At 46.6% G+C, this 21,383-nt stretch carries 21 protein-coding genes and 1 tRNA gene; 17 read left to right on the top strand and 5 right to left on the bottom strand.

Annotation, left to right across the window (positions count from 1 at the left end; all coding sequences use genetic code 11):
- The first annotated feature begins 88 nt into the window (after positions 1 to 88).
- Both fabV and BC792_RS04550 read left to right on the top strand, forming a co-directional pair.
- A complete protein-coding gene (gene fabV, locus BC792_RS04555; protein WP_148907807.1) occupies positions 89 to 1,288 on the top strand; it encodes an enoyl-ACP reductase FabV in 1,200 nt (399 codons plus the stop codon).
- A gap of 154 nt (positions 1,289 to 1,442) precedes the next feature.
- Positions 1,443 to 3,098 (top strand): PNGase F N-terminal domain-containing protein, encoded by a 1,656-nt coding sequence (locus BC792_RS04550; RefSeq protein WP_148907806.1) that lies wholly within the window; start codon positions 1,443 to 1,445, stop codon positions 3,096 to 3,098.
- A gap of 66 nt (positions 3,099 to 3,164) precedes the next feature.
- Here the strand turns inward: BC792_RS04550 and BC792_RS04545 are convergent, their stop codons facing one another.
- The 3 genes from BC792_RS04545 to BC792_RS04535 form a co-directional block, all read right to left on the bottom strand.
- Positions 3,165 to 3,584, bottom strand: a complete 420-nt coding sequence (locus BC792_RS04545; RefSeq protein WP_148907805.1) for a DoxX family protein — start codon at positions 3,582 to 3,584, stop codon at positions 3,165 to 3,167.
- Positions 3,585 to 3,778: 194 nt separating this feature from the next.
- Positions 3,779 to 4,252, bottom strand: a complete 474-nt coding sequence (locus BC792_RS04540) for a Dps family protein (RefSeq protein ID WP_148907804.1) — start codon at positions 4,250 to 4,252, stop codon at positions 3,779 to 3,781.
- Positions 4,253 to 4,271: 19 nt separating this feature from the next.
- Positions 4,272 to 5,228, bottom strand: coding sequence for an aldo/keto reductase (locus tag BC792_RS04535; protein WP_148907803.1), 957 nt, complete (start codon positions 5,226 to 5,228; stop codon positions 4,272 to 4,274).
- A gap of 126 nt (positions 5,229 to 5,354) precedes the next feature.
- Here BC792_RS04535 and BC792_RS04530 point away from each other — a divergent pair, with 126 nt between their 5' ends.
- Positions 5,355 to 7,037, top strand: a complete 1,683-nt coding sequence (locus tag BC792_RS04530; RefSeq protein ID WP_148907907.1) for an RluA family pseudouridine synthase — start codon at positions 5,355 to 5,357, stop codon at positions 7,035 to 7,037.
- 163 nt (positions 7,038 to 7,200) lie between these two features.
- A complete protein-coding gene (locus BC792_RS04525; protein WP_148907802.1) occupies positions 7,201 to 9,786 on the top strand; it encodes a DUF5686 and carboxypeptidase-like regulatory domain-containing protein in 2,586 nt (861 codons plus the stop codon).
- A gap of 998 nt (positions 9,787 to 10,784) precedes the next feature.
- Here BC792_RS04525 and BC792_RS18290 read toward each other — a convergent pair.
- Positions 10,785 to 10,934, bottom strand: coding sequence for a hypothetical protein (locus tag BC792_RS18290; protein WP_170249954.1), 150 nt, complete (start codon positions 10,932 to 10,934; stop codon positions 10,785 to 10,787).
- Between the two features lie 147 nt (positions 10,935 to 11,081).
- Between BC792_RS18290 and BC792_RS04520 the strand changes: the two genes are divergently transcribed.
- From BC792_RS04520 to BC792_RS04500, 6 genes are all read left to right on the top strand, one after another.
- Entirely contained in the window at positions 11,082 to 11,660 is a 579-nt protein-coding gene (locus BC792_RS04520) for a Crp/Fnr family transcriptional regulator (protein WP_148907801.1), read from the top strand.
- Positions 11,661 to 11,748: 88 nt separating this feature from the next.
- Positions 11,749 to 12,162: a hypothetical protein gene (locus tag BC792_RS04515; protein ID WP_148907800.1), complete on the top strand. Its 414-nt coding sequence runs from the start codon at positions 11,749 to 11,751 to the stop codon at positions 12,160 to 12,162.
- Between the two features lie 14 nt (positions 12,163 to 12,176).
- Positions 12,177 to 12,608: an SRPBCC domain-containing protein gene (locus tag BC792_RS04510; RefSeq protein WP_148907799.1), complete on the top strand. Its 432-nt coding sequence runs from the start codon at positions 12,177 to 12,179 to the stop codon at positions 12,606 to 12,608.
- A 29-nt stretch (positions 12,609 to 12,637) separates the two neighbouring features.
- Positions 12,638 to 13,063, top strand: a complete 426-nt coding sequence (locus BC792_RS04505; RefSeq protein WP_148907798.1) for a DUF6157 family protein — start codon at positions 12,638 to 12,640, stop codon at positions 13,061 to 13,063.
- 43 nt (positions 13,064 to 13,106) lie between these two features.
- Positions 13,107 to 13,313 carry an iron chaperone gene (locus BC792_RS18285; protein ID WP_170249946.1) on the top strand — a complete coding sequence of 69 codons (207 nt, stop codon included), beginning with the start codon at positions 13,107 to 13,109 and terminating at the stop codon, positions 13,311 to 13,313.
- Between the two features lie 103 nt (positions 13,314 to 13,416).
- Entirely contained in the window at positions 13,417 to 14,031 is a 615-nt protein-coding gene (locus tag BC792_RS04500; protein WP_148907906.1) for a YdeI/OmpD-associated family protein, read from the top strand.
- A gap of 154 nt (positions 14,032 to 14,185) precedes the next feature.
- On the opposite strand, the gene BC792_RS04495 is transcribed toward BC792_RS04500, so the two are convergent.
- Entirely contained in the window at positions 14,186 to 15,736 is a 1,551-nt protein-coding gene (locus BC792_RS04495) for an alpha-N-arabinofuranosidase (protein ID WP_148907797.1), read from the bottom strand.
- A gap of 392 nt (positions 15,737 to 16,128) precedes the next feature.
- On the opposite strand from BC792_RS04495, the gene BC792_RS04490 reads away from it, so the two are divergent.
- From BC792_RS04490 to BC792_RS04460, 7 genes are all read left to right on the top strand, one after another.
- The gene (locus BC792_RS04490; RefSeq protein WP_148907796.1) at positions 16,129 to 16,572 is read left to right on the top strand and encodes a VOC family protein; all 444 of its coding nucleotides are present in this window, start codon (positions 16,129 to 16,131) and stop codon (positions 16,570 to 16,572) included.
- 249 nt (positions 16,573 to 16,821) lie between these two features.
- Positions 16,822 to 17,646, top strand: a complete 825-nt coding sequence (locus BC792_RS04485) for a VOC family protein (RefSeq protein WP_148907795.1) — start codon at positions 16,822 to 16,824, stop codon at positions 17,644 to 17,646.
- Positions 17,647 to 17,816: 170 nt separating this feature from the next.
- The gene (locus BC792_RS04480) at positions 17,817 to 18,269 is read left to right on the top strand and encodes an SRPBCC domain-containing protein (protein WP_148907794.1); all 453 of its coding nucleotides are present in this window, start codon (positions 17,817 to 17,819) and stop codon (positions 18,267 to 18,269) included.
- A gap of 59 nt (positions 18,270 to 18,328) precedes the next feature.
- On the top strand, positions 18,329 to 18,862 hold the full coding sequence (locus tag BC792_RS04475; protein ID WP_148907793.1) for a DUF1697 domain-containing protein: 534 nt from the start codon (positions 18,329 to 18,331) through the stop codon (positions 18,860 to 18,862).
- Positions 18,863 to 19,048: 186 nt separating this feature from the next.
- Positions 19,049 to 19,122 (top strand) — tRNA-His (locus tag BC792_RS04470).
- Positions 19,123 to 19,240: 118 nt separating this feature from the next.
- A complete protein-coding gene (locus tag BC792_RS04465) occupies positions 19,241 to 20,116 on the top strand; it encodes a carbon-nitrogen hydrolase (RefSeq protein ID WP_148907792.1) in 876 nt (291 codons plus the stop codon).
- A 59-nt stretch (positions 20,117 to 20,175) separates the two neighbouring features.
- Entirely contained in the window at positions 20,176 to 21,312 is a 1,137-nt protein-coding gene (locus BC792_RS04460) for an agmatine deiminase family protein (protein ID WP_148907791.1), read from the top strand.
- Positions 21,313 to 21,383: the final 71 nt, after the last annotated feature.

The following is a 21,383-nucleotide window of genomic DNA, read 5'->3' as shown; positions in this document are numbered from 1 at the left end:
AAGAACGATCAAGATTATCGCGTATATTTTCCTATAATTCTAGTAAATTTACTTAATTTGCACCTTCAATTCGAAAAGATAGAAAACTATGATTATACAACCACGTGTAAGAGGTTTTATCTGCTTAACTTCGCACCCTGAGGGTACCGCGGAACACGTTAAACAACAGATAGACTACGTAAAATCCAAGGGCGAAATTCAAAATGGCCCCAAGAAAGTTTTAGTGATCGGTGCGTCTACCGGTTTCGGTCTAGCTTCACGCATTACGGCAGCCTTCGGTTCGGGAGCTGCCACAATCGGGGTATTTTTCGAAAAACCGGCGGCGCCCGGAAAACCGGGTACTGCGGGGTGGTACAACTCTGCAGCCTTCGAAAAGGAGGCACAGGCAGCCGGCCTTTATGCGAAAAGCATCAATGGCGATGCATTCTCGGACGAGGTAAAACAACAAGCGATCGACTTGATTAAACAAGATTTAGGCCAAGTAGATTTAGTGGTATACTCCTTGGCGTCGCCTCGCCGTACCCATCCAAAAACGGGCGTTGCACACGCGTCGGTCTTAAAGCCCATTGGACAGCCATTCACCAACAAAACCGTTGACTTCCATGCCGGCGTTGTATCGGACATCTCTATTCAGCCTGTAGAAAGTCAGGAAGAAATCGATAACACGATTGCCGTGATGGGTGGCGAAGACTGGAAGTTTTGGATAGAAGCCCTGAAAAGTGCCGGTGTTCTCGCGGAGGGAGTAAAAACAGTAGCCTATTCGTATATCGGCCCTGAGTTGACCTATCCGATCTATAGAAATGGCACCATCGGAAAAGCCAAAGACCATCTAGAAGGTACGGTGCCGGTACTTAATAGCCTGTTACAGGACATCGGCGGCGTCAGCTACGTTTCTGTAAACAAAGCCCTGGTTACGCAATCCAGCTCTGCCATACCAGTCGTTCCGTTATATATATCTCTTCTTTACAAAGTCATGAAAGAGAAAGGTATCCACGAAGGAACGATTGAACAGATGCAACGTCTGTTTGCAGAACGCCTATACAAGGAAGGAGAAATTCCTGTCGACGAAAAAGGCCGCATCCGCGTCGACGACCTCGAAATGCGCGACGATGTACAGGCAGAAGTCGCTAAGCTGTGGGAACAGGCAACAACGGAGAACCTGGAAGAAATCTCCGACATCGCTGGCTACCGCAGTGAGTTCTTCCATCTGTTTGGGTTCAACTTTGATCAGATAGACTATGAAGCTGATACTAACGAGGTTGTAGAAATACCGAGTATTAAAGCTTAATCACTATACCATGAAAATAGCTGCCTCAGGTCTGGGGCGGCTATTTTTTTACCAGCCTTTTTCTATCCGCCAGAGCTAAGGCGCCAACAAATCAACGCAGTGGGCTGATGAATACCATGAAAATATAAACACACTAATGAATAACCATTTACATATGAAGTACCTGCTATCTGTCCTCTTCCTCATCATACTAACCGGTACATCGGCACAATCGTATAAGGTTACCTATCAGCGGAGTTATAACGACAAGGTGTCTCCTCAACAGGATCCTTTACTGGTCTTCACGGACGCGAACCAAACGGTTATCACAACGCATAACATAACGCAGTCAACTAGTTCGTATCCATATGAAACATTTTATGTCGACCGAAAAAGCGGCGGATATTATAAGTTGACCAACTTTTCGGCTTCAAAGGAGCTCGCTACACTTGACACGACGATCCTTGGACGGGATAAGATAACACTTACAGACGAAACAAAAACGATACTAGGTTATCGTTGCAAAAAGGCAATTACCTCGGTCAATTCAAATAGCATCGAACTGTGGTACACGAACGACTTAAACGTCAAAGGGGCTCCTAATGAACTGGGGCAAAACATAGGTTTGGTACTGGAATACGTACGGAATGGCAATACGAAGATCACGGCAATTCACGTAGAGAAGCTATCGCATATTCCGTCAAACGTGGCGCTGCGGCCTTTTGAGAACGTTGTCGATGCTCTTACCTATCAGGACCAAGTATGGAAAAGCCGATTCATCCAGATCCCTATCTTTCAAGATGAGCAGATCAACTTCAACGAAAAAACGACGTCAGACAGCGTCCTACGTTTCGCAAACGGGACCGTCATTGTAAAGAAAATTAAAGTACCGGAGCTGGCGGGTGGCCACCAAGCATTTGTACAGCTCATAGAAAAATCTAATGGCGACGCATACGACCGGACAGGTTCCGTATTCATGATCGCAGATGATCAGGCGCAAACCTTCCTCGATGGCATGAAAAACGGAATGAACACGCTGCCGATGTACCGGAATGGCGATGGCAAGGAGTACCCCGGAATGGTCCGAACCGAGGGATATTCGCCTGTATATGAACTTATGCGCTTTTTTACGCCGTTCGGCGTATCGCACTTTAACGACCGTCTGACACTAAAAGGCAAAACATGGCAAGACTCGGCAATCTACCGCCAGGACATCTCCGAGTTTTTGTCGTTGATGGCAGGCAAAGAAGTATACGTGGGCACGTATATCGGAAATTACGACAAGGGAGGCCACAAAGTCAGCCTGGAAATCACGATCCATCCCGGCGCGTCGAAAATGGAATCGCCCAAAGTCCTGCCCATTTTTAATACGACAAACGTCATGGAGATGGGCGGCCAGACGTACGCCACCTTTTTTAGTCAGGAAAAAGGCCTGGAAGTGACCTTCGAGTTAGACAAAGACGCTACAGACGTACAACTGCGCTACATTACCACAGGCCACGGTGGATGGGGCGGCGGCGACGAATTTGTCCCAAAAGAAAACCGCATCTTTCTAAACGGGGAGCCCGCATTTAAATTTACGCCATGGCGTACCGACTGCGGATCCTACCGTCTCTACAACCCCGTCTCCGGCAACTTTCAAAACGGTCTCTCCTCATCAGATCTGAGCCGATCAAACTGGTGTCCGGGAACAGTAACACCACCCAACTACATCAATCTTGGTTCGCTCAAAGCAGGCAAGCACACTATACGCGTACAGATCCCGCAGGGAGAACCGGAAGGCACCAGTTTCAGCTTCTGGAATGTATCAGGTGCATTGCTCTACCGATAATATCATCACCCGAAAGCTATTTCCTGTATACCGGATACAGGAAATAGCTTTATAGAGGTAAAACTACTAGCGCCCTTTCCTAAACAACAGGTAATCGAGACTGAACTTGCCGGGACCAAGTGCTAAAATCCCCAAATAGCCTATAAAAAACGCCGTAGCTAGTTCGTACTTACCAAAGAACTCCCAGTTGTGTACCGAAAATATAACCAGCACCGTGATCAACAGAGGGATAGTCGCCAGCCGCGTAAACAGTCCCAAAATCAGCAATATAGAACAAAAGAATTCCGCAAATATGGCTAGACTTAAGGATACGGTCCCCCCTAGCCCGAGAAAATCCATGAATTGATCCTTTCGTTCATTAAACTCCACCAGTTTTACATAGCCGTGCTTGGGTATCATCAGTACCCCGAAGCCTATACGAAGTACAAATGCAGCAAGGTTAGAGGCTGCAGTTCCCTTGTTAACGGCAAGAAAAAATTTCTTCATAACAGTCTAAAGATGTGTTTATAGCACAAATATAATTGACTTATGTATACTTTCATCACCCAATTAAAATTTAGTCTAAACAAGTGTCACTAGGATCTTCCTCCTGCACCTCAAAAAAAAAGGTGTCTCCTGTATTTGTCTGGAACAAACAAATACAGGAGACACTCCAGCTTATTATAAGCTCAGGCTATCGACTAGCGGAGATGTGCGCGCAGCATCCACGCTGTTTTTTCATGCTGCTCCATAATAGCCACGAGGAAGTCCTCGGTTCCCGCGTCTTTATGCTTCTCCCCAACGGTCTCAATCTGCTCGCGTATATATACAATAATTGCTTCAAAATCGGAAAGCAACTCCTCAATATACCCTAAACTATCATTCTTTGTATGACGTAACTCCGACAGTTGTGTAAGCTCTAAAAACTCCTTCATTGTGCCGACGGCGTAGTGGCCTATAGAGCGGATGCGCTCCGCAATTTCATCAATCGTCTCGCTTAGTTGGTCATAGATGCTCTCGAAAAACACGTGTTGTGCATGGAAGTCACGCCCCTCAACATTCCAGTGCGCATTGCGTGCTTTTACATACAGGACGTGCTCATCCGCTAGTAGCTTGTTTAGGATCACCGCCACTGCCTGCGTATCTTTTTCTTTAATACCAATGTTTGTTTTCATATTACTAACAATTAATCGATTAATACATACTTGCTTCGTCCAACAAAATGAGGGCTTCTTTTGAAAGCTTCAATTCCACCGCATCTACGAACGGTTTTAGATGTAATGTCTTCGTTGCGCTTGCAATAGGTGCGGCTACCGTTGGTTGATGCAATAACCATGCTAAAGCAACAGCCGCGGGCGTTGTTTTGTTTTCCTCAGCAACATAAAAAAGCGCTTTGACGATTTTTTCCCCGCGGGTGTTCCAGTACTGCTTTTTCACACCCTCGCCACGGGCTGATTTGGCAAAGTCTTCTTCCTGCTGGTACTTCCCCGTTAGAAATCCGCTGGCCAACGAAAAATAGGGTATGACGGATAAATCGTATGCCTGCGCTGTTGCAAGGTAATTGTTCTCAAACCCTTCCCGGCTATAAAGATTGTATTCGGGTTGCAACGAAACATACGAAGGTAGCGACAGATTTCTGCTGGTCTCCATCGACTCTTTAAGCCGTGCCGGCGACAGATTGGACGCCCCTATATACCGAACTTTACCGGCCCTGATCAGATCTTCGTAGGTGCGTAACGTTTCTTCAACGGGCGTTTCCTCTTGATCGAAATGCGTTTGATACAGATCAATATAGTCTGTTTGCAACCGTTTCAGTGATGCGTCTACCTGTTCGAGGATATGATTTCTCGTCGTATTCGGCTTCGGATTGTCGGCGAACACGCCGCCTACCTTTGTCATCAGCACGACTTTATCTCTGTTACCACGGGATTTCAACCAGTTGCCTAGGATGGTCTCCGATTCCCCACCTCTATTTCCCGGCACCCAATATGAATACTGATTTGCCGTATCGATGGCATTGAATCCCAAGTCAACAAAGGTATCCAACACATCAAAGGAGCTCTTCTCATCTAACGTCCACCCAAAGACATTTCCTCCAAAGATCAATGGCACGATAGATAGCTCGGTATTCTTTAATTTATTTTTCTGCATGTAAACCTCCTTTTGATTAAAGACCTAATGTACATATTTTAGCCGTTGTTTATCAAAATCCGACATCCATATTATTGTCATAAATCTCCCCAAACTTATGTACCTTTGCACACGCAATTCTTGGATATGGGTATAGATTCGCCGGCATTCTTTCACACATTTCAATCGGACATCTCAGGACTTGAAAAGCCTTCGCTCTTCACGTTTCCTTTTTGTTATGAGCCCGATGAGTTAAGCAGGATTGCCGCATCGGAACTACAGGACTATCTCGAAAGTCAGCGGGACTTTGTACATAATTTCGGTCTGCGTCCCATGGAGGGCTCGCCCATCGGAAAGATGTTCGGGGTGCTGGTTGTCGAACGGGAGGACGGCATGCTGGGCTATCTGGCGGCCTGCTCAGGTAAACTCGCCGGTAGGAACGAACACCGCTATCTGGTCCCGCCTATCTTCGACATGCTTCGGGAAGACGGCTTCTTCCTAAAGGAGGAAGAAGAAATCAACGCCATAAATCACCGCATTACATCCCTGGAAGAAGACGCTGGTTTTGCGGAATTAAAGCAGCGGCTCATCAAACTCCGGGAAGAAGCGGATTCGTCCTTAACAGCGTTCCGCGCGTACATGAAACAGCAGAAGGCCGCCAGAAAAAAAGCCAGAGAAACTCAAAAACCGGCCTTATCTGCTGAAGATTATCAGGTACTGGAAACCGATCTTGTCAAACAGAGCTACCGCGATCAACATGAATACGCCGTTCTAAAAAACACGTGGAAAGAGAAGTTACAGGATGTGGAAGGGCAGATCCACCGCCGACAGTCTTCTATTGATGAACTCCGCGAGCTCCGCAAAATAAAATCGTCGGCACTTCAGCAGCGGCTTTTTGATCAGTACCAGTTTTTAAACGCGCGTGGGGAGACCAAGAGCGTGCTGTCCATCTTCGAGGAATCCAAGCAGCTGCTACCGCCCGCGGGAGCAGGCGAATGTGCAGCGCCGAAGCTGCTACAATATGCCTATCAGCACCGTCTCCGGCCCGTCAGCATGGCGGAGTTCTGGTGGGGCGTTTCGCCGGCCTCCGAAATAAGGAAACACCGCCATTTCTACCCTGCTTGTAAAAGCAAATGCGAACCGATTCTCGCCCATATGCTGAAGGGGCTAAATGTCGCGCCCAATCCGATGTTAGACAATCCGGCCGTCAACAAGGAGTTGGAAATATTGTACGAGGACAGCGATATTATTGTCGTGAATAAACCCAGCGAGTTTCTGTCTGTGCCGGGAATCCACGTCAGCGATTCTGTATATACGCGTATAGCGAAACATCCCGACGTCTCCGGCCCCGTTATCATTCATCGGCTGGACATGTCTACCTCCGGGATCATGGTCCTGGCAAAGCACAAAGAAGCACACAAAACCATCCAGGACCAATTCATAAAGCATACCGTGTTCAAACGATATACGGCGTTACTGGAAGGCGAGCTGCATGAGCATGAAGGGCTTATCGACCTTCCTCTCCGGGTCGATCTTGACGACCGTCCCCGACAGGTCGTGTGTTACCAGTATGGGAAACCTGCGCAAACGAAATTTAAAGTCGTCGCCCTTGAGAAGGGCAACACACGGATACATTTCTTCCCGTTGTCAGGTCGCACGCACCAGTTGCGTGTTCACGCCGCGCACCACCTCGGTTTGGGCCATCCCATTGTCGGCGACGACTTGTATGGAACACGTGCGCACCGACTTCACCTCCACGCCGGATACATCCAATTTAAACACCCGACAACGCACCAAATTGTCTCGTTCGAAGTCCACGATCCGTTCTAATTGTAACGGAAAAGACAGAAACATCAAGATAAAGTCACATTCTCAATCTCGGCTATCGCGCCCTTTTTAAATCAATTAAACTATTATTACTTTTGTTCGACTTTCTAAAGACCTGACTTTGTAAGTTCAAAAGTCAAATCGATAGGATAAAAACGAAAGCGATATGTCAACACGTTACATCAAGGTATTCCTCCGGTATATAGCAACATTAATTTTGTTTTTTGCTTTATCTTCCGTCGCCTCGGCACAGACCCTACATCTGAAAGGAAAGGTGATGGATGTTACCAACAAAGAGCCTATTGGTTATGCCACCATCGCCGCTATTGGGTCGACCACAGCAACCTCCACCGACGACAACGGCAACTTCGTCTTAAAGGTAGAACCAGGCTTTTCCAAAATCCGTATATCCTACGTAGGGTATGAGTCGCAGGATGTCACCATAAGCGGTCAGTCCTATCAGGAGGTTACCGTGTACCTGGTACCGGAGGAGAATACAATCGAAGCCGTTCAAATTAAAGCACCTAAGCGCTCCAAATATTCCAATAAGAATAATCCGGCAGTGGAATTAATCCGCAAGGTAATCGCCCACAAAGACGAGAACCGTATAGAGGCATACGACTATGCACAGTACCAACAATACGAGAAAGTGTCCCTGGGACTAAGCAACCTGTCGGAAAAGTTCAAAAACAGGAAGGCCTTTAAGAACTACCAATTTCTCTTTGAGAAAGAAGATGCCGAGGTGGGCAGTAATACAACCAGAGGTTATACACTTCCCGCCTTTATTGAGGAGCGCCTGTCACAGGTCTACACCCGGAGGAAGCCCAACACGACGAAACAGCTTATCTTGGCCGAACAGCGGGCGCAATTTGATCCCAAATTTATTGACAACGATGGGCTGAGCGCTTATTTCAACAAGCTATACCAAGATATAGATATCTACGAAAGCAATATAGAACTCGTGACCAATCAGTTTTTAAGTCCTATAGCTGGATCGTCGCCGACCTTCTACAAGTTCTATATTACGGACACCGTAAAAACCGAGACCCCGTATCTGGTGGAACTAAGCTTTTTTCCGAGGAACAAAGCTGATCTACTGTTTCAAGGTAGGTTGTACATTACACTGGACGGAAAATATGCGGTAAAACGGGCCGAGTTGAGTGTCTCCGATGACATCAATCTGAACTTTGTCCGCGATCTCGATGTAAAGCTTGATTTCGAGCAGGATCAAAACAGCAGGTACTATTTACGGACAAGTTCGCTAGGGCTTGATTTTTCCCTGACAGACAAAGGCACGGGAATTAAAGGAAACAGAACCGTAACTTTTGAAGACTTTAAGACAGGACTCGTACAGCCTGACTCTATGTATGCTGGTCCTTCTGTTGTCAAAGTTTACGAAGAAAAGAAAGAAACCCTCACCGATGAGTACTGGGCCACACATCGTCCCGTACCCCTAAAACCGACAGAACAACATATTTATCGGAATATCGACACGCTGCAGCTTATCCCCTCCTTTCAACGCTTGATGGATATCAGCGCCCTGGTTCTATCGGGGTACAAACAGGCAGGGCCGCTCGAGATCGGCCCGGTCAATACGTTTTACAGCTTCAACCCCGTCGAGGGATTCCGTTTGCGGGTGGGTGGACGTACGACAGACCGCTTAAGTAAACGCTTCTACGCAGAAGGATACACCGCATATGGTTTTAAGGACGAGAAATGGAAATATTTCTTAAGCGGCACATATGCACTCAACAATAAGTCGGTCTATACGTTCCCGCAACATTACCTGCGTGCTTCCATTATGCGCGACACCAAAATTCCAGGCCAAAACCTCGAATTCGTGCAGGAGGACAACTTTCTGCTATCTTTCAAACGCGGAGAAAACGAGCGGTACCTCTACAACGATATTTATCGTCTGGAATACAAGCGCGAATTTGAAAACCGCTTTTCATATACCATAGGTTTCTCCAAATGGCGTCAACAACCGGCGGGAATTTTAACCTACCAGATGTTGGATGAGCAGGGAAATAACCGGCTATTCAATGAGCTGAATACAACCGAACTCTCGGTCAGCCTGCGCTATGCGCCTCACGAAGAGTTCTATCAAGGCAAATTATACCGTACGCCCATATTTAACAAGTACCCGATTTTCTACCTCAATTATGTGGCCGGATTGAAGGACGTATTGGACGGCGAATACAATTACCACAACTTTACCCTAGGGGTAGACAAGCGTTTTTACTTTTCGCAGCTTGGCTATGCCGACGTCAATCTCGAAGGTAACTATATTCTCGGAAACCAAATCCCATTCCCCTTCCTAAACATACATCGGGCAAATCAAACCTACGCGTATCAACTACGTTCGTACAACCTGATGAACTTTCTGGAATTTGTCAGCGACCATTCCGTGGCTGCGAACGTACAATATTATATGAATGGCTTCCTGCTGAACAAAATCCCGTTGATTAAAAGATTAAAATGGAGAGAGGTCTTCAGTGTCAAAGCCATTTATGGGGCATTACGTCACGAAAACGATCCGCAGTACACAAACGGCGTTTTTCAGTTTCAGAAAAATGAACATGACCAACCCATAACGTACGGTTTCGGGAACAGACCGTACGTCGAAGCCAGCGTCGGCTTGACAAACATCTTTAAGTTTATCCGCGTAGACTATGTCCGGCGCCTAAACTATCTGGATCAGCCAGATGCGCCGAAACACGGTATACGGGTCCGCGTTAAATTCGATTTCTAATAGAAGTGAGATGTTAGTATTGAGATGTGAGATGTGAGTATTGAGATGTGAGATGTGAGATGTGAGTATTGGGTAGCGTAAGCTTGTGGCTGTTGGCTTATGGTTACCATCTGCCATTCGCTATTACCCTCTCACTTTACGACTTTACAATTCAACGACTTTACGGCTACTATTAGGGTTAGAAAAGTTAAATGAGTTAGACTGGTTAGATGATGTTCGTGGCGATCAAAAACAGCTTCACACTTCACAAATCAACGACTTTACGGCTTATAGCCATCTGCTATCTGCCATTAGCCATCTGCCATTAGCTATCTACCATTAGCCCTCCACTTTACGACTTTACAAATCAACGACTTTACGGCTACTATTAGGGTTAGAAAAGTTAAATGAGTTAGACTGGTTAGATGATGTTCGTGGCGATCAAAAACAGCTTCACACTTCACAAATCAACGATTTTACGGCTTATAGCCATCTGTTATCTGCCATTAGCCATCTGCCATTAGCCATCTGCCATTAGCCCTCTCACTTTACGACTTTACAAATCAACGGCTTTACGGCTACTATTAGGGGTTAGAAAAGTTAAATGAGTTAGACTGGTTAGATGATGTTCGTGGCGATCAAAAACAGCTTCACACTTCACAAATCAACGATTTTACGACTTATAGCCATCTGTTATCTGCCATTAGCCATTAGCCCCCACTTACGACTTTACAATTCAACGACTTTACGGCTACTATTAGGGGTTAGAAAAGTTAAATGAGTTAGACTGGTTAGATGATGTTCGTGGCGATCAAAAACAGCTTCACACTTCACAAATCAACGATTTTACGACTTATAGCCATCTGTTATCTGCCATTAGCCATTAGCCCCCACTTACGACTTTACAATTCAACGACTTTACGGCTACTATTAGGGGTTAGAAAAGTTAAATGAGTTAGACTGGTTAGATGATGTTCGTGGCGATCAAAAACAGCTTCACACTTCACAAATCAACGACTTTACGGCTTATAGCTATCTGCTATCTGCCATCTGCCATTAGCCATCTGCCATCTGCCATCTGCCATTAGCCATCTGCCATCTGCCATTAGCCATCTGCCATCTGCTATCTGCCATCTGCCATTAGCCATCTGCCATCTGCTATCTGCCATTAGCCATCTGCCATTAGCCCTCCACTTTACGACTTTACAAATCAACGACTTTACGGCTTATAGCCATGGAATCATGAAAGTTTTTTATATTTTTAGCAGAGAATACCACTGTCCTGTAAAAAGGATGGGCGAACTAATAAATAGACCATGTATCCAGAGAAAATACGTCTGATATATCAATACCCGACCATGACTTCCAACGACTTGGATCTGCTTGTCAACCATCATGAACGCGTACACTATAAAAAAGGAGATCTTCTTTTGCAGGAAGGAGAAGTGAGCAACTGCTATTATATTTTGGAGGAGGGTATTGTACGCTCTTTTGTCTACGACTACGACGGAAATGATATCAGTACCAACTTTTTCTGTCAAGATGAAATCGTTATCGAGGTGGCGTCCATTTTCCATCATATCCCCACGAAAGAAAACATGGTATGTCTTACGGACTGCACACTGTGGAGGATAAAGTTCGACAGCTTCCAAACCTTGTTTGAAACAATGCCGGCACTCGCCGAATGGGGACGTGCGTGGATGGCCCATCAGCTGTTTTTAACAAAAAAAAGAGCATTGGATATGATCACCCTGTCTGCACTTGACCGCTACAAACAGCTTCTAGACGAAAAGCCTAAAATTTTACAACAGGCTCCGCTGAAACATATTGCCACTTTCCTCGGTATCACCGATACATCCCTGAGCCGGATACGGAAGGAACTGGTAGGAAAATAAACCATCAAAAGAACTTGCCTTACGGCAATTCCTTTGCAGAAGCCACGCCGTATTTTTGAGTAGATACAACAATATACAGATCAGTATTATGAAAATCAACTTTGAGGGCGGCTTCAACATCGCCATGAAAATTCCTCCGGAAAAATACAACGAAACCGTTGCGTTCTACAGGGATATACTGCTCTTTGATGTAGAGGAAGTGCCCATCGACCACCCTACGGTTTTAGCTACACATCGATTAACCTTCGGCCCAAATATATTGTGGCTCGACTGTGTTAAGGAGCTGCCCCATCAGCAAATATGGTTAGAGATGACTACCGACGACGTCGACAGCAGTACACGGTATTTACAGACAAACGAGGTCTTGATTGCAGACGATCTCGAGAAGATTGATACGAACAACATGCATTGGATTAAAGACCCAGCCGGAAGTGTTCTGTTACTAAAGAGTAAAGCCAAAGGCCAATCCGATGGGGCGTCGCAACCTGACGACAGAGCTTAACTAAAAAATATACTATGAAAACACCCATTCACATCAACATCACCATCAACAACCGCGTAGAAACCGTCTGGAACGCGTATCACTCTGCAGAAGATATTAAGCAATGGAACCATGCCTCCGATGATTGGCACTGCACCAACGCCGTAAATGACCTCCGGATAGGTGGGAAGTTTAGCAACCGTATGGAGGCGAAAGATGGTAGTTTCGGATTCGACTTCGAAGGTAGATATACTGCTATTGAGCCCTTTAAACGTATAGCCTACACGATGACCGACGGCCGGAGTGCCGAAGTTACTTTCGACAGTAAAGACAATATCACCCACCTCTCGGTAGCATTTGAACCCGAAAGCGCGAACCCAATAGAGATGCAACGGGCGGGCTGGGAAGCTATTCTGATTAACTTCAAAAACTATGTGGAACGGGTTTATGGCGACAACAGCCATTAAAATCACCGATCATATCAGCAGCAACTACCATGAAAGCATATAGCACAAATTATTACGACACGTTGATTACAGTCGCGGCAGACAGCAAGGCGCATCGAGGCGCCGCACCTCCCGCCAGGGCCGGAGCCAAAACCGTAGCTGCCCTACAGTTCGACCTGTTAATAAACCATCCGTACGCGTTTACTTCAGACGACTTACTCTTTACCGTTTACGCTGATAGACTTGGCCTGAGGGAAGACGAGCGGCAAGAAGCCCGCCTCCGCTTTTTTTCCAAAGGACAACCCTGTCTGCGGACCTCCCCCCTTGCAAAAACCTATGGTTGGGGAATCCACGCGGACGGCCAAGGGAAGATCAAACTGGTAGATAGCTCCTCCGAAGAATACCAACAGCTACTGAATAATTCGGACATCAGCAAAGTCGCCGCGATGAAATCCAGAAAGACCATGGAAAAATGAGTAGCATGTCACTGTTCTAATCATACACATCACACGCCCATTTATGCAGAGCAATTTTACAACCATAGACGAATACATAGCACAATTCGATAACCAAAAGCAGGCGCTGCTTCAGGAAGTACGGCGCATTATTGCGCAGGCGGCGCCGGAAGCTACGGAAACCATCAACTACCAGATGCCGACCTTTCGTTACCACGGAAATCTAATCCATTTCGCCTTATTCAAAAACCACCTAGTATCCCGGCCCTGAAGCCATAGAACACTTCGCTGACGAACTTACCGCATATAAGACGTCCAAGGGAGCCGTTCAGATTCCGCTAAGCGCCGATCTCCCTATCCAGCTTCTGAAAAAGATGGTCCACTTCAATGTACAACGGTTAAAAGACAAGTCTACCCCCGACTGGAAACGTCACCAACCCCAATGGGCCGAGGCTGTAGAGAGAATACAGCAGATCCTTAACGAACTTCCTTTGACGAGGACCTTCAAGTGGGGAAGCGATGTATATACCCACAATGGCAAAAACATAGTCTCATATGGTGGTTTTAAAAACCATTTTGCTATTTGGTTTTACAACGGTGTCTTCCTCTCAGACGAAGACGGCGTGCTCGTAAACGCGTCCGAGGGGAAAACAAAAGCGTTACGTCAGTGGCGCTTTTCCTCAGCCGATGAAATGAATGCCACGAAGATCCGACAATATGTCCAAGAGGCAATACAAAACGCTGTTCAGGGCAAAGAGGTAAAACAGGAAAAGAGAAAAGGTCAGGAACCAGCCGGATTGCTCAAGGAAGCTCTAACCAAAAACAGCGAGCTGCACAAAGCTTTCAACAGCCTGACTCCCGGCAAACAACGGGAATACATGGAATACGTCGATGAAGCGAAACAGGAAAAAACCAAGATGGCGCGCATCGAAAAGATTACGCCCTTAATCTTTGCCGGTCGGGGGTTACACGACAAGTACAGGCGCTGACATTACAAGCAACCGCTGGAAAAGCCGTCGAATTCATTCCAGCGGTTGGTCGGCTGGACAGCCTTACGCCGTGTATCCTACCGTTGACGACATGGCGCTTATCCTTCCCAACGCCATGATTGATTCCCTAAGCCGTGCCCATCAGCAACGTCGATCATTGTTCGTCTAACGCCAGAACAACAACCGAAAACGGAGGCAAGGATACGTGTAGTCGCTCTTTATTCAGCTTCGACCCATCGAATGGACGAGGTGCAATACGCTGCGGAGCATCAAAATCGTTAAAGTCTCTTAGCTCCTTCGACGTCAGGACACGTCCTGAAACACCTGAAAATGCTTTTCCTAGATTAATCTCGACATCCTGGTTGGCTTTTGGATCAATATTGACCAATGAAAGATAAGTTTTCCCGTCTTTGGCTTTTGAAGCCGAAGCTGACACAGCAGGAATAGCCTCATCGTTCCAGACAAAACTCTTACTGTCGATAGCCAATGGAATCAGTTCAGCGTCCTGATGTACTTTGTACATTTCCATCACATGGTAAGTAGGCGTCGTAATCATTTTCTCTCCCTTTGTAAGAATAACCGCCTGCAACACATTAATTGTCTGCGCCAGGTTGGCCATCTTTACACGGTCGGCATGGTTATTAAAAATATTGAGTGTCATGCCGGCAATCATAGCATCACGCATCGTATTCTGCTGATATAGAAATCCGGGGTTGGTTCCGGGCTCCACTTCATACCATCCCCCCCACTCATCGACAACCAGCGCAATCTCCTTGTTGGGGTCATATTTATCCATAATAGCGCTATGTTTTTCTACAAGCTCGTTCATAAACCAAGCCGATTTCATGGTCCTAAAATACTGTTCGTCCGTATATTCGATAGCCGGACCCTTTTTGTTCCAATCGATAACAGCATAATGATGAAGCGCGATTCCCTTGACGAGATTTTTCGGAAGTTTCTTCATTAACGTCTCTGTCCAATGATAATCGGCGCTGTTGGCACCCGACGCTATACGATACAATCCACCCGTATTCGACCAGTCCGACATAAACGTCGCATATTTTCGGTATATATCACTGTAATATTCGGCTGTCATATGCCCCCCGCATCCCCACGCTTCATTTCCGACGCCCCAGAATTTAACTTTCCACGGCTTCTCGCGGCCGTTTTGCCGACGGAGGTCAGACATCGGGCTCCGTCCCTCAAAATTGACGTACTGTACCCAGTCCGCCAGCTCCTGAACCTCTCCGCTTCCAACGTTACCAGCTAAATACGGCTCCGTCTCCAACAGTTCACACATGTCCAGAAAATCATGCGTACCAAAAGAATTATCCTCTGTAACACCACCCCACCAGTTGTTTACGATCGCCGGACGCTTTTCTTTGGGGCCGATTCCGTCTTTCCAATGATATGTATCTGCGAAACAGCCCCCGGGCCATCGTAAATTGGGAATCTGCAACTCTTTCAGCGCTGCCACCACATCGTTGCGGACACCGTTCGTGTGCGGAATTGCCGTGTTGTCCTCCCCAACATAAAAACCATCATAAATACAACGCCCCAGATGCTCGGCAAAGTGTCCATAAATGTGTTTACTGATTGTCACCGGTTTTTCTCTTGGAGACAACTCAATCTTTGTCTGCGCACCGACGTTCCAAAACGTAGTCGCAAAAAGAATAATCAACAGTTTGTTTTTAGTGTTTAACATATTTGAAATTAGGTTTTGTGTTAGCACAGGTTAGAAAGATTGCTGCCCTTTGCTGCTCAGCCCCCCTCCGTTGGGAACAGCTTGTATGCTTCCGGCCAGCCAGCCTATCCTATCCCCGAATATATAAAAAAAAATTAAATGTATAAAGAACACTTAAAAAAGTATTTGGCCAGGAAGGTGCTGCAATTCCAAGCACACTAGGCCAAAACAAGCGGCCCGAACAGCAAACATTTCCGCGCAATTCTTGTCTTATGGCAAGGGGTCGTCAGCAAGAAGCGCCTAACTTTGATCAGGTCAGTGTCCGATTGGCAGGCCCGGAGGACGTCTAAGACATTAAACACGACGACACTATAAAACAACAGAATATTTACCCATAAAAACGCAACAACAAAATGGCAAAACTACACGCTTATCTCAATTTCAACGGCAATTGTGAAGAGGCTTTTGACTTCTATCAAACGGTATTCGGCGGCCCTCTTCTAGGCAGTCACCGCTTCGGAGACATGCCCGCCGATCCGAACTTCAGCATTCCCGACGAGGACAAAAACAAGATTATGCATACTGCGCTTCATATCAACGGAGATGTCATGCTGATGGGGTCCGACTGCATCGAAAACTTCGGACACAAAGCTGTGTTCGGCACCGCTACCTACATTATGCTCGACGCACAATCGGCAGAGGAGGCACGCGACCTTCATAGCAAGCTTAGTAAAAACGCTCAGAACATCGAAATGGATCTCGGCGAAACATTCTTTGCGGAGCTCTATTCCTCTTTTACGGACCAATTCGGCGTGAGCTGGATGGTACATTACGAAGGAAATAAAAAGATGGGATAGCATATTTTCGCGACACTTCCGGACGATGGCCCATGATACGCCGCCTAAAGCCGCTTCGGCCACCCAGTTTTAGACTGACCTCCATACTGCGGTAACATGTTGTCTACTTGCAGTCAACGATGCCCGGGACGAAATCCGGTCACGGGCATCGTTGCAACGGGCGGGAACTCACGAGCCATACAGGTGTTCAACACCTACCATGCAAGACCGTTTATAGTTATATAATAACCGATAACAACTCGCTATATTATGAAAAGCAAAATATATCCGGCTATCTGGTTTGATAATACCGCCAGACAAGCTTTTGACTATTACGCATCCCTATTTCATGAAGTCAGCATCATGGATAGCAATCCGGTCACTGTTGCCGCGAAAGTATTGGGCACCGATTTTATCGGTATAAATGGAGGGCCGGCCTTCCGTCCGAATCCGGCCATTTCCTTTATGATCGTGCGTGAAACGCAGGCGGAAATTGAAAAGATCTGGAACGGGCTTGCTGCAGAAGGGCATACGTTAATGCCGCTGGATTCTTACCCGTGGAGCCCATACTATGGATGGCTTTCCGACAGATACGACGTGTCATGGCAGCTCTATCAGGGCAAACTGGCCGATGTAAACGAACAGTCCATTGTCCCAACGCTGATGTTCTGTGGGCCCCAGCAGGGAAGATGTGCCGAAGCAACCAGCTTTTATGAACGTATTTTCAAAAATTTCGTAAAACAGGGAGTTCTCACCTACCCCGACGGGGATGTTAAAGGTCAGGTCATGCACACCCAGTTCGTCCTCGAAGGATACACGATTGCCGCCATGGACAGCGGCGTACCGCAGCCGTTCACCTTTACCGAAGGAGTGTCCCTAGTCATTGAATGCGATGACCAGTCTGAAATAGACTACTACTGGCATTCCCTTACAAAAGACGGAGAAGAAAGCCGATGCGGATGGTGTAAAGATCCATACGGCGTCAGCTGGCAGATAGTGCCCAAAAACCTGGGCGGTATCCTACAGGCGAACCCGCGCGCCAGTGAAGCATTGATGCAAATGCAAAAAATTATTATGGAAGACCTCAAAAAATAATTGTTAAATTGCGCATACGGTATCCGTCATTATGGTTACATCTGCTATCGATAGCCGCGGACTACCGACATCGCGCAAAGTCAAATACGATAAAAATGTCAAGGATTGCCAATCCGGACGGGATAGCATGAATGCCATTAAATATAAACATAACGAATAACCGTTTACATATGAAGCTGACAGCAAACGCACAAATACAGATTCAGAAACCGATTGCTGACGTGTTCGAAGCCATCGTAGCCCACGAACAGATGAGCGGTTACTTTATTGCGAGCTCATCCGGCAGGCTCCAAACCGGTATCACTGTTGAGTGGATGTTCCCCGAGTTTCCCGACAGCTTTCCAGTCGTCGGAAAGGAGATCGTCCCTAACAGCTACATCTCGTTCGATTGGAGCGGTGGTGCCGACAACCAGCTTGTAGAGATTTTTCTTTCGGAAGCGGAAAACAACGCGACCGTTGTACGAGTTGTTGAACATGAGATGGAAAACACAGCCGAAGGCATCAACCAAATGAAAGGGCAAACGGAAGGCTGGGCTAACTTTTTGGCATGTCTAAAGGCCTACCTTGAATATGGAATCAATTTAAGAAAAGGAGCCTTCGATTTTATGCGCACGAAACAATAGACGGCAGCGGATTATAAATGCCCCCTCAACAAAATCAATACTAACGGATAACTATACGCATGAAGTACATTGTATTACTCCGCGCCGTAAACGTGTCGGGCAAAAACATCATCAAAATGGCTGATCTGCGGGAAAGGCTTACGGAAGCCGGCTTCCTTGACGTAGATACGTATATACAAAGCGGTAATATTATTTTAACCTCCGACGACTCACCTGCAGCCGTAAAAACGAGCGTACACGCTCTTTTACAAAGCCATTTTGCGCTGGATATAGAAACTTTCGTTGTCGATGCAAAACAAATAGAACGCATCATCGCCGGTATTCCGGCAGAACGGACAACGGAGCCTAACCGACTGTTTATTACCTTGCTAAACCAAATACCCGACGAGCAACTTGTACACCAGCTGCGCCTCACCGACCACGGCGATGAATGGTTTCATACGGTAGAAAACGTGCTCTACTTTTATTTGCCTCATGGCGCCTATAAGGCTAAAATGAGCAATAACTACTTTGAACGCAAGCTGAAGGTCTCCGGTACAGGACGCAACCTTAACACGTTCCGCAAACTGCTAGAACTGGCTACAGCTCCGTAAACTACGCTTAAAGAAGAGTGAGCGCGCACCGACGGACGGCACACCCACAACACCTCAGCTCCTTACTGCTCATCGCAAAAATTATCTTATTAAAAATGAACTTATTCGGCCATAACGTCAGATTTTTTAGCAATTTTATTTGGAGGATATACGTATTTGTTCTACTTTTGTCTCATCAAAATCACGGTGGGTATAGCTCAGTTGGTTAGAGCACTAGATTGTGGTTCTAGGGGTCGTCGGTTCGAGCCCGATTATCCACCCGAAAAAAAGCGAAACGCAAGTTTCGCTTTTTTTATTTTTACCCTAAGCTTGCTTTTCCTCTCCTATTTTTCAGATCATTAATCTTATCTTTGTCCCTTGCAAACTATAAGACAACGTATGAGAAAAGTACAAGTTGGTGTTGTGCAGATGAGCTGTACAGCAGACAAACAGGCGAACTTAGAAAAAGCCATTTCTAAAATTCGGGAGGCATCAGCGAAAGGCGCACAGATAATATGTCTTCAGGAGCTATTTACCTCGTTGTATTTTTGCGACGTAGAAGATTACGATAACTTTGATCTCGCCGAACCCATCCCCGGGCCGTCAACAGATCAACTATCTGCTGTAGCAAAAGAGCTTGGTGTAGTGATCATCGCTTCCCTTTTTGAAAAGCGAGCAGAAGGCTTATATCATAATACAACAGCCGTATTGGACGCCGATGGAGCGTACCTCGGTAAATATCGCAAGATGCATATCCCCGACGACCCTGCCTACTATGAGAAATTTTACTTTACGCCGGGCGATTTAGGATACAAAGTTTTCAAGACGAAATTCGGAAAAATCGGCGTCCTCATCTGTTGGGATCAATGGTACCCCGAAGCATCGCGGATCACAGCGCTGATGGGCGCCGAAATCCTGTTCTACCCAACGGCCATAGGCTGGGCAACCGATCAGGACGAGGAGACAAACAAAGACCAATACAACGCCTGGCAGACAATCCAACGGTCACACGCCGTGGCAAACGGGGTTCCCGTGGTTTCCGTCAACCGTGTAGGTTTCGAGCAGGACGGAGCCATGAAGTTTTGGGGTGGTAGCTTCGTAACAAACGGACAAGGAAGAATATTATACCTCGGATCACATGAAGAAGAAGAAACGGCAGTCGTAGAACTGGATCTCGATGAAGCCGACTATTTCCGCAAACATTGGCCGTTTCTACGCGATAGACGCATCGAAACGTATGCCCCGATCACCAAACGCTTTATAGACGAAGATTAATTCGAACAAGTTACATTTGACGATTTTAGCATTAAGCCCCAACTACTTCACTTTTAAGAATGTCACAGAACAAGCCTTTTAGTCTTTCCATTTTTGAGAAATCTCCGAAAAGCCTTGGCTTTTCGTTTCCTGCGGAGTGGGCAAAGCAGGAAGCCATGTGGTTAAGCTGGCCCCATAAAGAAGCATCCTGGCCGGGAAAAATCGATAGCATATATGCGCCTTACTGCGAATTTATAAAGGTCGTTGCCGACGGACAGCTTGTTCGGATTAACGTTGCCGACAAACAGATGCAGGACTTTGCAACCGAAGAACTACGAAAGGCCGGTGCTAACCTCGCGAACATCGCGTTCTTTTTTCACCCGACCAACGATGCCTGGTGCCGCGATCATGGTCCAGCTTTTGTCGTCAATAAACAAACGGGCGAGAAAGCCGTAGTCGACTGGGGATACAACGCATGGGGAGGAAAATACCCGCCGTACGACCTTGACGACGTTGTTCCAACAAAAATTGCTAAGCACTTTGGCTGGCAGCTTTTCACGCCCGACATCGTAATGGAAGGTGGATCTGTAGAATTCAACGGCGCTGGCACCGTGCTCACAACAACAGCCTGCCTCTTAAATAAAAACCGTAATCCTCACCTGAACAAAGAACAGATTGAACTGTATCTAAAAGAATTCTACGGACAGGATCAGGTTCTCTGGCTGGGCGACGGAATAGTCGGCGACGATACGGACGGACATATCGACGACATTACACGCTTCGTGAACGAAAACACGGTGGTCACTGTCGTTGAGGAGAATCCAGATGACGAAAATTACGCCATCCTTCAAGAAAATCTTCGGCAGCTCAAGACACTCCGCCTGCCGAACGGCGAGCCATTGAATATTGTAGAAATACCAATGCCGGCCCCTGTCATCTATGAAGACACACGGCTACCCGCTTCCTATGCTAACTTCTACATCGCTAACGACGTTGTTGTGGTTCCTGTCTTCAACGATCCGAACGACCAGCGCGCATTGAACATTTTACAGGGGTGTTTTCCTTCCAGAAAAGTAGTGGGAATAAACTCGGTTGATATCATATGGGGTCTGGGCAGTTTTCATTGCCTCAGCCAGCAAGAGCCGGCGAACGGAGACATGGCACTACACCACCAACTTTCAGAAAAGAAACGCGGGAACAGTAACCCAAACGTATAAACAAAAAAATCTCCCGCCTAATTTCGGCGGGAGATAAATTTAACCGTTCAACGTGTTCTGAGCGAAAATAT

Origin of the sequence: Sphingobacterium allocomposti (assembly GCF_008124885.1) — a bacterium.
Taxonomy (GTDB): Bacteria; Bacteroidota; Bacteroidia; order Sphingobacteriales; family Sphingobacteriaceae; genus Sphingobacterium; species Sphingobacterium allocomposti.
This window is presented reverse-complemented; position numbering and strand designations above follow the sequence as displayed.